This window comes from Cupriavidus necator N-1, assembly GCF_000219215.1.
GTDB classification, from domain to species: Bacteria; Pseudomonadota; Gammaproteobacteria; order Burkholderiales; family Burkholderiaceae; genus Cupriavidus; species Cupriavidus necator.
On record NC_015723.1, the window covers coordinates 1,785,006 to 1,797,575 of the forward strand.

12 protein-coding genes are annotated in these 12,570 nt (G+C 69.3%); 9 read left to right on the top strand and 3 right to left on the bottom strand.

The features are described from left to right. Positions 1-4 precede the first annotated feature (4 nt). The 6 genes from CNE_RS26140 (at position 5) to CNE_RS26165 (ending at position 6,446) form a co-directional block, all read left to right on the top strand. A complete protein-coding gene (locus tag CNE_RS26140) occupies positions 5-604 on the top strand; it encodes a LolA-related protein (protein ID WP_013953301.1) in 600 nt (199 codons plus the stop codon). Between the two features lie 20 nt (positions 605-624). Beyond that, positions 625-3,030, top strand: a complete 2,406-nt coding sequence (locus CNE_RS26145) for an MMPL family transporter (RefSeq protein WP_013953302.1) — start codon at positions 625-627, stop codon at positions 3,028-3,030. Next, on the top strand, positions 3,027-3,875 hold the full coding sequence (locus tag CNE_RS26150) for a polysaccharide deacetylase family protein (RefSeq protein WP_013953303.1): 849 nt from the start codon (positions 3,027-3,029) through the stop codon (positions 3,873-3,875). The genes CNE_RS26145 and CNE_RS26150 overlap by 4 nt, the downstream gene beginning before the upstream one ends. Positions 3,876-3,941: 66 nt before the next feature. Continuing rightward, complete coding sequence (locus tag CNE_RS26155) at positions 3,942-5,144, top strand: beta-ketoacyl-[acyl-carrier-protein] synthase family protein (protein WP_013953304.1); 1,203 nt, start codon at positions 3,942-3,944, stop codon at positions 5,142-5,144. 8 nt (positions 5,145-5,152) lie between these two features. Beyond that, positions 5,153-5,965, top strand: a complete 813-nt coding sequence (locus CNE_RS26160) for a beta-ketoacyl synthase chain length factor (RefSeq protein ID WP_013953305.1) — start codon at positions 5,153-5,155, stop codon at positions 5,963-5,965. Beyond that, entirely contained in the window at positions 5,958-6,446 is a 489-nt protein-coding gene (locus tag CNE_RS26165) for a hypothetical protein (RefSeq protein ID WP_013953306.1), read from the top strand. Before CNE_RS26160 ends, CNE_RS26165 begins: the two co-directional genes overlap by 8 nt. A 6-nt stretch (positions 6,447-6,452) precedes the next feature. On the opposite strand, the gene fahA is transcribed toward CNE_RS26165, so the two are convergent. From fahA to CNE_RS39485, 3 genes are all read right to left on the bottom strand, one after another. Beyond that, a complete protein-coding gene (fahA, locus tag CNE_RS26170) occupies positions 6,453-7,715 on the bottom strand; it encodes a fumarylacetoacetase (protein WP_013953307.1) in 1,263 nt (420 codons plus the stop codon). Between the two features lie 138 nt (positions 7,716-7,853). Then, positions 7,854-9,173 (bottom strand): homogentisate 1,2-dioxygenase, encoded by a 1,320-nt coding sequence (gene hmgA, locus CNE_RS26175; RefSeq protein ID WP_041228670.1) that lies wholly within the window; start codon positions 9,171-9,173, stop codon positions 7,854-7,856. A 507-nt stretch (positions 9,174-9,680) separates the two neighbouring features. Beyond that, entirely contained in the window at positions 9,681-10,067 is a 387-nt protein-coding gene (locus CNE_RS39485) for a helix-turn-helix domain-containing protein (RefSeq protein WP_013953309.1), read from the bottom strand. Positions 10,068-10,405: 338 nt separating this feature from the next. Between CNE_RS39485 and CNE_RS26190 the strand changes: the two genes are divergently transcribed. The 3 genes from CNE_RS26190 (at position 10,406) to CNE_RS26200 (ending at position 12,555) form a co-directional block, all read left to right on the top strand. Next, entirely contained in the window at positions 10,406-11,011 is a 606-nt protein-coding gene (locus tag CNE_RS26190; RefSeq protein ID WP_041228671.1) for a TetR/AcrR family transcriptional regulator, read from the top strand. A gap of 171 nt (positions 11,012-11,182) precedes the next feature. Next, positions 11,183-12,208 (top strand): alpha/beta fold hydrolase, encoded by a 1,026-nt coding sequence (locus CNE_RS26195; protein ID WP_013953311.1) that lies wholly within the window; start codon positions 11,183-11,185, stop codon positions 12,206-12,208. 14 nt (positions 12,209-12,222) lie between these two features. Further along, a complete protein-coding gene (locus CNE_RS26200) occupies positions 12,223-12,555 on the top strand; it encodes a DUF2917 domain-containing protein (RefSeq protein ID WP_013953312.1) in 333 nt (110 codons plus the stop codon). Positions 12,556-12,570: the final 15 nt, after the last annotated feature.

Below are 12,570 nucleotides of genomic sequence, written 5' to 3' on the forward strand. Positions count from 1 at the left end.
CCTGATGTCCCTTTCCAGACGCCCTTTCCGCTTCCTGCTGTCAATGCTGCTGGCCGGCGCCATGCTTGCGCTGGCCGCACCGTCCGGCGCCGCCACGTTTGGCGTCGACCAGCTGATGTCCACCCTGGCGCAACGCAAGTCGGGGCGCGTGCTGTTCACCGAGACCAAGTACCTGGCGATAGTCGACAAGCCGGTGCAGTCGACCGGCGAACTGCTGTTCACGGCGCCCGACCACCTGGAGAAGCGCACACTGGAGCCCAAGGCCGAGAACATGGTGCTCGACGGCGACATGCTGACGGTCGAGCGCGACGGCAAGCGCTACACCATGCCGCTGCAGAACTACCCCGAGCTGGCCGCCTTTATCGAAAGCATCCGCGGCACGCTGGCAGGCAACCGCCAGACGCTGGAGCGCTACTACAAGCTCGGCCTGGAAGGCCGCGCCAGCCGCTGGACGCTGACGCTGACACCGGCGGACTCGCGCATGGCCGCTGTGATCAGCCAAGTGCGCATCGACGGCAGCCAGGATGTGCTCGACCGCGTCGAGATCCGGCAGGCCGACGGCGACCGCTCGGTGATGAAGATCCGACCTGCCGGCCGCCCATGAGCGCAGCGCCGCCCGCAACGATGCGCCCAGCGACGCGCCGGATCGCGCTGGCACTGTGGATCTTCGCCATGCTCGCCTGCGCGGCCGTCATCAGCCGCTCCACCTTCACGGCCGACCTCTCGGCCTTCCTGCCGCGGCTGCCCAGCGCCGAGCAGCAGTTGCTGGTGAACCAGCTGCGCGACGGACTGGTATCGCGCCTGGTCCTGGTCGGGATCGAAGGCGGCGATGCCGATGGCCGCGCCGCGGTATCGCGTGCCATGGCGGCACAGTTGCGCGGCGACCCGCGCTTCACGGCGATCCAGAACGGCGAGCCGGTCAACCAGGCCGCAGACCGCCAATACGTGTTTGCGCACCGCTACCTGCTCAGCCCCGCGGTCACGCCGGAGCGCTTCAGTGAACGCGGCCTGGCGCAGGCGCTGAATGAATCGTTCGAGCTGCTGGCTTCGTCCGCCGGGCTCTTCACCAAGTCGCTGCTGCCGCGCGATCCCACCGGCGAAGTGGCCGCGATGCTGGCACAGCTGGATGCCGGGCAGCGCGTGCCCATGCACGCCGGCGCCTGGGCGTCGCGCGACGGCAAGCGCGCGGTGCTGCTGGCCCAGACCGCCGCCGCGGGGTCTGACACGGATGCGCAGGCACAAGCCATCGGGGCCGTGCGCGAGGCGTTTGCCAAGGCCGCGACGGCTGGCCAGTACCAGCTGGTGATGACCGGGCCGGGCGTGTTTTCCGTCAATGCACGCGACACCATCCGCCATGATGTGGAGCGCCTGTCGACCATCGGCGTGGCTATCATCGTCACGCTGCTGCTGCTGGTCTACCGCTCGGTGCCGCTGCTGGTGCTGGGGCTGGTGCCGGTACTGAGCGGCGCGCTGGCGGGCATTGCCGCGGTCAGCCTGGGCTTCGGCGGCTCGGTGCACGGCCTGACGCTGGGCTTCGGCACCACGCTGATCGGCGAGGCGGTCGACTATTCGATCTACCTGTTCGTACAGTCCGCGCAGTACACGCGCGACGGCCGGCGCGACGAGCGCGCCTGGCTGGGCGGCTTCTGGCCAACGGTGCGCCTGGGCGTGCTGACCTCGGTCTGCGGCTTTGCCTCGCTGCTGCTGTCGGGCTTTCCGGGGCTGGCGCAGCTGGGGCTGTATTCGATTGCCGGGCTGACGACCGCGGCGCTGGTGACGCGCTTCGTGCTGCCGCAGCTGGTGCCGGCCACGCTGCACCTGCGCGACGTGGCGCCGCTGGGCCGCCGGCTGCAGTGGCTGGCGGCGCGCGCGCACCGGGTGCGCTGGCTGGTGCTCGTGCTGGTGGTGGCAGCCGGCACGGTGCTGGCCATGCACCGCGGCACGCTGTGGGGCCGCGAGCTGCAGGCGCTGAGCCCGGTGTCGGCCAGCGACCAGGCCCTCGACACCCGCTTGCGCGAGGACCTTGGCGCACCCGACGTGCGCTACCTGGTGGTGCTGTCCGGGCCGGACCAGGAGTCCGTGCTGCAGGGCGCGGAGCGCGTGGCACGTGAACTGGACCCGCTGGTGGCGCAGAATTTCATCGGCGGCTACGAGAGCCCGGCGCGCTACCTGCCCAGCGCGGCGACCCAGCGCGAGCGCCAGGCCAGCCTGCCGCCGCCCGACGAGCTGGCGCAGCGCCTGCGCGCCGCCATCGCCACGCAGCCGGTGCGCGCGTCCCTGTTCGCGCCGTTCCTGGCGCAGGCCGAGGCGGCGCGCACCGGTGCGCTGCTGCGGCGCGAGGACTTGCGCGGCACATCGATGGCGCTGGCTGTCGACGCGTTGCTGGCGCAGCGCGACGGGCGCTGGAGCGCCACGCTGCCGCTGCGTGCACCGGCCCACACCCCGCAAAGCACCGGCGCGGCCGACGGCGTCGACACCAGCGCAGTGCGGGCCGCGGTCGCGCGGGCCGGCGTCGCTGACACGCTGTTCGTCGACCTCAAGGGCGAATCCGACCGCCTCTACACCGGCTACCTACGCGAGGCCTTGCTGCTGTCGCTGGCCGGCCTGCTGGCGATCATCGTGCTGCTGGCCGTGGCGTTGCGCTCGGCACGGCGCGTCGTGGCCACGGTGTTGCCACTGGCCGCGGCGGCGCTGGTGGTGCTGGGCGGGCTGGCAGCGCTCGGCCAGCCGCTGACGCTGCTGCACCTGGTGGGCCTGCTGCTGCTGATGGCCGTGGGTTCCAATTACGCGCTATTCTTCAACGGCCCCGCGGCGGGCAGCCAGGTGGCGGGCGCTTCACCGCATACACTGGTGTCGCTGCTGCTGGCCAACCTGACCACGGTGGCCGCCTTCGGCCTGCTGGCGCTGTCGAGCCTGCCGCTGCTCAAGGCCTTCGGCCTGACGGTAGGTCCAGGTGCCGTGCTGGCCCTGTGGTTTTCGGCAATCCTGGCGCGCCCCGCGGCGCCGGACATAGCCGGGAGTGCAATATGAATTCGTATCCCGCACCGCGCGTTGCCTTGCGCGGCACCTCCAACAGCCGCCCCTGGCGCCCCACCCCGCTGCTTTATGGCACCGCCGCCGTGCACCTGGGTGCCGCCGGCGCGATCCTGGCGTACCCTGAAGCCATGGGCATGGCGCTGGCCGGCGTTGGCGCCGCCCATGCGGCAATGTGCGCCGCCGGCCTGTGGCCGCGCAGCCGGTGGCTTGGCCCCAACCTGCTGCGCCTGCCGCCCTCGGCCAGTGACTGTGTGGCACTGACGTTCGACGACGGCCCCAACCCGGCGTTGACGCCGCGCGTGCTCGACATGCTGGACCAGCATGGTGCGCGCGCGACCTTCTTCTGCGTCGGCGCGCGCGCCGCGGCGCATCCGGAACTGGTGCGCGAAATCGTCCGCCGCGGCCACGCCGTGGAAAACCACAGCATGTACCACCGGCTGCACTTCTCCGTCTTCGGTCCCGGACGCATACTGCGCGACATCGGTGCCGCGCAGCAGGTGCTGACCGACCTCACCGGCCAGGCGCCGCGCTTCTTCCGCGCGCCCGCGGGGCTGCGCAATCCCTTCCTTGAGCCGGTGCTGTGCCGGCTCGGGCTTCAGCTTGCCGCCTGGACCCGGCGCGGCTTCGATACCCGTTGCGGCGACCACGCAGCACGCGTGGCGCAGCGCCTCACCGGCAAGCTCGCCGGGCGCGACATCCTGCTGCTGCACGACGGCAATCCCGGCACCGATGCCGCCGGCAATGCGCACTGCACCACGGTGCTGCCGGGCCTGCTCACCGCCATCGAACAAGCCGGCCTGCGCTGCGTCACGCTGCGCGCGGCCGTGCCGCCAGCCTGAGTGAGCTGCTGCTTGTTACAATTGGCACAGCCCTCCGAGATTCCTTCCATTCGTTCCACCTAAGCCGTGTCCCCGCTCCTGTTCTCGCATTTCACGGCCACCAGCTGCCTGGGCGCCGGTATAGACGCCACCCTGTCGGCACTGCGTGCGCAGCGCGGCGGCCTGGCGCCCTGCCGCTTCGGCGGCGTCGAGCTCGATACCTTCGTCGGCGAGGTACCCGGCCTGGACGCCGTGGCACTACCGCCCGCACTGGCCGAATTCGACTGCCGCAACAACCAGCTGGCGCAACTGGCGCTGGAGCAGGACGGCTTTGCCGCGCGCGTGCGCGAAGCGGCGGCGCGCTACGGCGCCCACCGGGTCGGCGTCTTCCTGGGCACCAGCACCGCGGGCGTGCTGCAGACGGAACTGGCCTATCGCCAGCGGGATCCTGCCAGCGGCGCGCTGCCGCCGGGCTTCCACTACGCCACCACCCACAACCCCTACTCGCTGCCCGCTTTCCTGCGCCAATACCTGGGGCTGGCCGGCCCGGCGGCTGCGGTATCTTCGGCCTGTTCATCCGGCGCCAAGGTGTTCAGTTCGGCACGGCGCATGCTGGAGGCCGGGCTGATCGATGTAGCCGTGGTCGGCGGCGTCGATTCGCTGTGCTACACGACCCTGTACGGCTTCAATTCGCTGGAGCTGTTGTCCGACCAGCCGTGCCGGCCCTATGACGTGGCGCGCAACGGCATCTCGATCGGCGAGGGAGCGGCATTCGGCCTGCTCGAGCGCGTGGCCGGCACCGCGCAAGCCGATGCCATCCTGCTGGCCGGCATCGGCGAATCGAGCGATGCGCACCATATGTCGACCCCGCACCCCGACGGGCTGGGCGCGCGACTGGCGCTGGAGCAGGCACTGGCCAGCGCGGGCGTAGCGCGGGCACAGGTCGGCTACGTCAACCTGCATGGCACCGCCACGCGCAGCAACGACGCAGCGGAGGCGATGGCCATGGCCGCGGTGCTGCCCGGCACGCCTTGCAGCTCCACCAAAGGCGCCACCGGGCATGCGCTGGGTGCCGCCGGCGCGCTCGAAGCCGTCATTTGCGCGCTGGCGCTGCGCCACGGCCTGGTGCCCGGTGGCATCAACACCACGCAGGTGGATCCGGCGCTGGACGTGAACTACCAGCTCGCCAACCGCGAAGCACCGCTGCGCTATGCAATGACCAATGCTTTCGGCTTCGGCGGATCCAACTGCAGCCTGCTGTTCGCCCGCGCGGACGCAGCATCCCACTGAGCATCGCCATGCCGCAGCACGTGTATATCGAAAGCATCGGCCTGCTCGGCCCCGGCCTGACCGGCTGGCAGCAGGCCACTGAAGTCCTTGCCGGCCGCGTGCCGTATGCGCACGCGCCGACCGAGCTGCCGCCACCCGCGGGCCTGCCGCCGGCAGAGCGCCGCCGCACCGGCCCGACCGTACGGCTGGCGCTGGGGGTGGGCCAACAGGCCGTTGCCGCCAGCGACTGCGAAGCCGCGCAGCTGCCGACGATCTTTGCCTCGTCCAGCAGCGACGGCTTCAACTTCCATGCGATCTGCGAAGCGCTGGCCGAGCCTGAGCCGCTGATGTCGCCCACGCGCTTCCACAACTCCGTGCATAACGCGACCGCCGGCTACTGGTCGATCGCCGCGGGCGCGATGCGCACCTCCAATGTGCTGTGCGCCATGGATGGCAGTGGCAGCGCGGGCTTGCTCGAATGCGTGCTGCAGGCCGCCGCCGATGCCGAGCCCTGCCTGCTGATCGCCTATGACACCGGCTATCCCGCGCCGTTGCACAGCCACCGCCCGATCCCCGATCCCTTCGGCGTGGCCCTGCTGCTCACGCCGCGGCAGACCGCGCGTTCGCTCGCGCGCATCGGCGTGGCGCTGAAGCAGGCACCGGCCACGGTGATGCCGGACGCCGCGCTGGAAGCGCTGCGCAGGTCGGCGCCGGCTGCACGCATGCTACCGTTGCTGACGGCCATCGCCCGCGGCGAGACTACCACCGTGGTGCTCGATTATCTGGACACGCTGCAGCTAGAAGCCGAGGTGGAATGCCTCGGTGGCCAGGCGAATGGCTGAGCTGCTGAAAGACCGCGACTGGATCGCGGCACGCATTCCGCACCAGGGCACGATGTGCCTGCTCGACGGCGTGCTGGCCTGGGATGCGGCATCGGTTCGCTGCACGTCCGCCACGCATGCGCGCGCGGACAACCCGCTGCGCGCGCAGGGCCGGCTGGCCGCGGTCAGCGGGATCGAATATGCGGCACAGGCCATGGCCGTGCACGGCGCATTGCTGGCGGAAGCGGAGCCAGGCAAGGACGCGCAGCGCCCGCGCTCGGGCTACCTGGCCAGCGTGCGCAGGCTGGTGCTGCATGTGGAGCGGCTCGACGATATCGACGCGCCGTTGCAGGTTGAGGCGCAGCGTATCAGCGGTGAAGGCAGCAGCGTGCTGTACGCCTTCACCGTCAGCGCCGCGGGCCGGGCACTGCTGTCAGGCCGCGCGGCGGTCATCCTGGATGCCGCCGCAGCCGGTCAAAGCGCCGACCGCAGCGCCGGCTGAAACACTTCAGCGCGCCGGCAGGATCTTGCCCGACACCGCGCCGAAGCCGACGCGATAGCCTTCGCCCTGGCAGTAGCCGGTCATGATCACGTCGTCGCCATCCTCCAGGAAGCCGCGGCGGCTGCCGTCGGCCAGCGTCACCGGTTCGGCGCCGTTGCGGGTCATTTCCAGCAGGCTGCCGTAGGAATTCGGCGTGGTGCCGCTGATCGTGCCCGATCCCATCAGGTCGCCCACGCGCACATTGCAGCCCGACACCGTGTGGTGGGCCAGCTGCTGCGCCATGGTCCAGTACATCGCCTTGAAGTTGGTGCGGCAGATGGTGCTGGGGGCCGCGGCTCCCTGCGGCTGCAGCGCGACTTCCAACGCGATGTCATAGGCGTTCTTGTCCTGCTGCTGCAGGTATGGCAGCGGCTGCGGCGACTGCTCGGGGTTGTCGCGGCGGAACGGCTCAAGCGCTTCCATCGTCACCACCCACGGCGAGATCGAGGTGCCGAAGCCCTTGCTGTTGAACGGCCCCAGCGGCACGTATTCCCACTGCTGGATATCGCGCGCGCTCCAGTCGTTGAGCAGCACCATGCCGAACATATGCGCCGGCGCATCGGCGGTGCTGATGGGGTCGCCCAGCGCCGATTCCTTGCCGACGATAAAGCCCATCTCCAGTTCGAAATCCAGCTTGCGGCAGGCGCTGAACACCGGGCGCGCCTCGTTCGGCAGCTTGATCTGGCCGTTGGGGCGATGCAGCGGCGTGCCGCTCACCACCACCGAGCTGGCGCGGCCGTTGTAGCCGATGGGGATTTCCAGCCAGTTCGGCAGCAGCGCGTTGTCCGGGTCGCGGAACATGCGGCCGACGTTGGTGGCGTGCTCCTTGGACGAATAGAAGTCCGTGTAGCCCGGGATCTCCACCGGCAGGTGCAGCGTTGCGGCCGCCATCGGCACCAGTGCCTTGTCGCGCAGTGCGGCGTTGTCGCGCAGCGCGGCGTCATCACCGGACAGCAGCGCGCCCAGGCGCTTGCGGGTTTCGCTCCACACCGGCTTGCCCAGGGCGATAAAGCGGTTCAGGCTGCCAGCGGCAAACGTGCCTTTGGCAGCGGCCGGCAGGAGGCCGGCTTCATCCAGCGCGGCAAGGTCCAGCACCTGGTCGCCGATGGCAACGCCGACGCGCGGGGCCTGGCCCTTGGTCGAAAACACGCCATACGGCAGGTTCTGCAGCGGGAAGTGGGACTGGCCGTCGTTGGCGGAAGCGATCCAGCTGGTCTTGGGGGCGGTCATTGGGATACTCCGAAAATTTGGTGGCACTTGTCGCGTGTGGTGACGCGTCATGCTTGACGAGCGCCTGCCCTCTCCCCCGGCTCCTCGCCCGCTTGCGGGAGAGGAGAGAAAACCGGGCGGGCGGCCAGGCGCCCGGGATTAGCGAGTGTTCGGGTTGAAGTGTTTCTTCAGGCCCTGCCAGCACGTGTAGTAGTCCTGCTGCAGCGAGGCCGACTGCGCGGCATACGGCGTCGGGCGGATCACGCCCGGGGTCTCGAACATGAAGGCCATGGTGTCCTCGATGTGGTGCGGCTGCGAGGTATCGGCGGCGCTGGCCTTCTCGAAGGTTTCCGCATCCGGGCCGTGGCCGCTCATGCAGTTGTGCAGGCTGGCGCCGCCCGGGGCAAAGCCTTCGGCCTTGGCGTCGTAGACGCCGGTGACCAGGCCCATGAATTCGCTGGCGATATTGCGGTGGAACCAGGGCGGGCGGAACGAGTCCTGCATCGCCAGCCAGCGCGGCCCGAAGATGACGAAGTCGATGGTGTCCACGCCCGGCGTGGCCGACGGCGACTGCAGCACCAGGAAGATCGACGGGTCCGGGTGGTCGAAGCTGATCGAACCGATGGTATTGAAGTGGCGCAGGTCGTACTTGTACGGGGTGTAGTTGCCATGCCAGGCCACCACGTCGAGCGGCGAGTGGCCGATCCCGGCGCGCCACAGGTTGCCCTGGAACTTGGCCACCAGTTCGAAATCACCCTCACGGTCTTCATAGCTGGCAACCGGCGACAGGAAGTCGCGCGGGTTGGCCAGGCCGTTGGAGCCGATCACGCCCAGGTCGGGCAGTTGGAACAACGCGCCGTAGTTCTCGCAGATATAGCCGCGCGCCTCGCCCTCGGGCAGCTCCACGCGGAAGCGCACGCCGCGCGGGATCACCACGATCTCCTGCGGCTCCACTTCCAGCCGGCCCAGCTCGGTCACCATCAGCAGGCGGCCCTGCTGCGGCACGATCAGCATCTCGCCGTCGGCGTTGTAGAAGAAGCGGTCCTGCATCGACTGGTTGGCCAGGTACAGGTGGATGCCGCAGCCGGTCATGGCCTCGGGGCCGCCGTTGCCGGCCATAGTGACGATGCCATCGACAAAGTCGGTCGGCACCGACGGCATTGCCGGCGGGCTCCAGCGCATCTGGTTGGGCGACGGCGGCACCTGGTCGAAACGGCTCAGGAAACGCGACTGCTCGATCTGCGTGAACGGCGTATGCATCGCGGCCGGGCGGATGCGGTACAGCCACGAGCGCCGGTTGTGCGCGCGCGGCGCGGTAAAGGCCGTGCCGGACAACTGCTCGGCGTACAGGCCGTAGGGCGCGCGCTGGGGCGAGTTCCGGCCCACGGGCAGCGCACCGGGCAGCGCCTCGGTGGCGAATTCATTGGCGAAGCCGGACATATAGCCGTGCTCGGCGAGCTGGGTGTGCGTGAGTGTCATGGTGTCGTCAGCGTTCCTGGGTCTCGATCCATCTGGCGCTGCGCTGGCGCCTAGCGGCCTCTTGCTGGGAGTGCCTGCCGGTTCGTATTCAGCCTGTGCGTGGTGCACGAGGCAAGAATTACGGAATACGTAATGCATTTACCATATCGTAATCTCCAGCATCGGACGTGTCAAACGGCGTCGCGTGCGCATGCGCCGGACGCCGCTTGCATTGCAGTTGTAGGTGGGAAACGGGAAAGCGGGAAGAAACCAGCCAGGCGCTGGGACGCGCGCTGACGCCGGCGCGGCAGCAATCGCTCACGCAGCTGAAAGGGAAAAACCGGGAAAGCGCCGAAGCAGGCAGCCGGGCCTGCGGCGTCATCCACGCCGGGCGTCGTTCGAACGGCGCTCAGGACAATAGCGACCGGCGCGGTGCGGAACGCCCCGCGCCGGTTGTCATGCGGTGGCCTGGAGGCCAGCTGCCGGTGCCGGCGCGTTGCGAACCCGGGCCGGCCAAGCAGTGGCGGGTCAGACCGGCTTGTGGCCCTCTCCGGTTCCGGAGCCGAAAGCGCCTCCGGAAGCCGGCGCCGCAGCCGGCGCGGCCGTGCTTCCGGCGGCCGGCTGGCCTGCCATGGAAGCTGCCGTCACGCCGCCATTGCGGCTGGCAATAAATGCGTTGACGTCTGCAGCAAGATGCTGCGGGGCCAGCACGACTTCCAGGCCCAGCGCCTCGCAGGCGGCCAGGAACGTCGACATGCGGGGATCGGCCTGACCCGACTCCGCCCGCAGGTAGGCTTCCCGGGAAATCCCCGCTTTACGGGCGACGTCCTCCTGCTTTAGCTTGCGCGCGCGACGCAACGCCCGCAGTTGCCGGAACGGTTCGCTAGCGCCTCTTGGCACGGCTGTACTGTTCATGTCGGTCTCCAGTCACCAGTGAAAAAAAGTGCGCGGACGTGCATTCGAGTATAGAGCACGCAAAGCGTTCCGTATGTAACCGCAGAAACACTTTGTGCAGATTTCTTAGAAGTCCGCCATCCCGCCCTGACATCGGCCGACTGGCGAACGTCAAAGAGCCGGATCGTGCACAACATCGCTGAGCCGCCCAATCTCTAACGGGCCTTGGCGGTTTGCGTTGACGTCACATGCCTATCCATATGACGTTATGGCCTCGCGGACACAAGTGCGCAAGTCGGGGCAAATACCATGCATCTGGTTTCGTTGACAAACCGACCGGTCGTGCTATTCTCCAAACCATGCAAAAAGGACAACTCACCCGCAACGCCATCGTCGAACAGGCACTGGACACCGCTGCCAAGGTCGGCTTCGAACAGTTGTCGCTGGCCACGCTGGCCGCGGACACCAATATGTCGAAGAGCGGCCTGTATGCGCACTTCAAATCCAAGGAGGTGTTGCAGCAGGCAGTGCTCGACCTGGCCGTGGAGCGCTTCGGCGAGATCGTGATCCGGCCGGCGATGCGCCAGCCGCGCGGGATGCCGCGGCTACAGGGGCTGTTTGAAGGTTACCTGGAATGGCTGGGCGGCACGGTGACGCAGGGACGTTGCCTGTTCACGGCGCTGGGCCAGGAATACCGCGATCGGCCGGGCTCGATCCGCGACCTGGTGGTGCAGTCGCTGAAGGATTGGCACAGCACGGTTGCGCGCGTGGTGGGCGACGCCATCGATGAGGGCCATTTCGGGCCGGACACCGATCCGCGGCAATTTGCTTTCGAACTCGCGGGCATCGGCATGGCCTTCCAGCAATCCTTCAAGCTGCTTGGCCGCGAGGATGCCGAGACCATGGCGCGGCGCGCATTTGCGGCACTGGTGGCCCGTGCCGCCGAGGGCGCCCGCCGCCACTGAGCCACACATTGGCGCCGGCGCTACCCCGCCGGCGGGCAGCAACCGCTCGGGCGGGCTTTTTTTGTATATTAAAAAGCACGACTGGTCGGTCTTAACAACAGCACGGAATGCCACCGGCGGGGCCGGTGCCGATGATGCCGTGCCATCCAGAATCCATTGGAGGTGCAGGTCGTGACGCAAGCAGTCTCTTCTCCTTCCCCGGTTTCCTCATCCCCCGCCGCCGCACCCTTGCCCGCGCGCGCCGGCAACGCGCCGCTGCGCACCGGCAAGTCCGGCCCGGTGGAGCGGGCCTTTCAGGGCTGGCAGCGGTTGCGCTGGCAGGCGGGCAGCGTGGTCAGGCCCGGCGCGACAGCGCGCGCGCTGGAGCACATCTGGTTCAAGCCGCCGCGCGCCGCAGCCACATCCGCAGCGCGGCACTTGCTGGACAGTGCGCGCGCCGACTGGGCGCTGGTGACGGGCCAGGGCCCGAGCCGGCGCGTGCGCGTCTATCGCTGGGGCACGTCCGGTCCCGTGGTGATGCTCGCGCACGGCTGGGGCGGCCATGCCGGCCAGTGGCATGCGGTGGTCGAAGGCCTGCTGGCAGCCGGCATGCGGGTGGTGGCCTTCGATGCGCTCTCGCACGGCGCCTCCGATGCCGGCGCGCGCGGCGCGGCGCAGACCTCGGTGCTGGAAATGTCGCGCTCGCTGCTCGCCGCAGCCTGGCACGCGGGGCAGGTACACGCCGTGGTGGCGCACTCACTCGGCGGCGCAGCCACCGCGCTGGCGCTGCGCGAAGGCCTGCCCGCCCGCGCCGCCGTGCTGGTCGGATCGCCGGCCGACATGCACGCCGCGTGTGCGTCGCTGGCCTGGCAAATGGGCTTCACCCCCGGCGTGCTGGCGCGCATGCAGCGCCAGAGCGAGCGCTGGCTGGGACTGCCATGGTCGGCTTTCAACGTGCCCGACGTCGGCCGCACCCGGCCGGTCCCGCCAACGCTGGTGATCCATGACCGCGACGACAAGGAAGTGCGCTGGGAAGACGGCGCCGCCATCGCCGGCTCCTGGCCCGGCGCGCAACTGGTCACGACCAGCGGCCTGGGGCATCGCCGCATCCTGCAGGATCCCGGCGTGATCCGGCGCATCGCTGATTTCATCCGGCCCGGCACAGCCCCCGCGCGCGCGGTGATCCCGTCCGCCTTGCACGGCCTGGCCGTCGACTGAACCTGGAGACCATCATGTTCCTGGTGAGCAATGACATGACCGCCACCCTGCCCGCACGCAGTTCGCTGCGGCTGGTGGCGGGCCCCGGCGAACACGTCGCCGTGCGCTGCACCGAAGGCGAGCTCTGGCTGATCCGCGACGGCGACCCGAAGGACACGGCGCTGACGGCCAGCGAATGCTTTACGTTGTCCGACAGCGGCCATATCGAGCTGTATGCCGTCACCACGGCATCGCTGCACGTAACGCGCTGCCGGCAAGGCGCCGGGCGGGCAGCGGGCGCCTGGCGGCAATGGCTGCGGCGCTTGCTGGCGCCGCATGGGCGCGGCTATACCGGTGCAGGCCGGTGACAGGTGGAGCTGGAC

Coding starts and splice junctions, on each gene's coding strand:
- CNE_RS26165 (WP_013953306.1), top strand. CDS start 5,958: ATGGCTGAGCTGCTGAAAGACCGCGACTGGATCGCGGCACGCATTCCG.
- CNE_RS26160 (WP_013953305.1), top strand. CDS start 5,153: ATGCCGCAGCACGTGTATATCGAAAGCATCGGCCTGCTCGGCCCCGGC.
- CNE_RS26145 (WP_013953302.1), top strand. CDS start 625: ATGCGCCCAGCGACGCGCCGGATCGCGCTGGCACTGTGGATCTTCGCC.
- CNE_RS26190 (WP_041228671.1), top strand. CDS start 10,406: ATGCAAAAAGGACAACTCACCCGCAACGCCATCGTCGAACAGGCACTG.
- CNE_RS26140 (WP_013953301.1), top strand. CDS start 5: ATGTCCCTTTCCAGACGCCCTTTCCGCTTCCTGCTGTCAATGCTGCTG.
- CNE_RS39485 (WP_013953309.1), bottom strand. CDS start 10,067: ATGAACAGTACAGCCGTGCCAAGAGGCGCTAGCGAACCGTTCCGGCAA.
- CNE_RS26150 (WP_013953303.1), top strand. CDS start 3,027: ATGAATTCGTATCCCGCACCGCGCGTTGCCTTGCGCGGCACCTCCAAC.
- fahA (WP_013953307.1), bottom strand. CDS start 7,715: ATGACCGCCCCCAAGACCAGCTGGATCGCTTCCGCCAACGACGGCCAG.
- CNE_RS26200 (WP_013953312.1), top strand. CDS start 12,223: ATGTTCCTGGTGAGCAATGACATGACCGCCACCCTGCCCGCACGCAGT.
- hmgA (WP_041228670.1), bottom strand. CDS start 9,173: ATGACACTCACGCACACCCAGCTCGCCGAGCACGGCTATATGTCCGGC.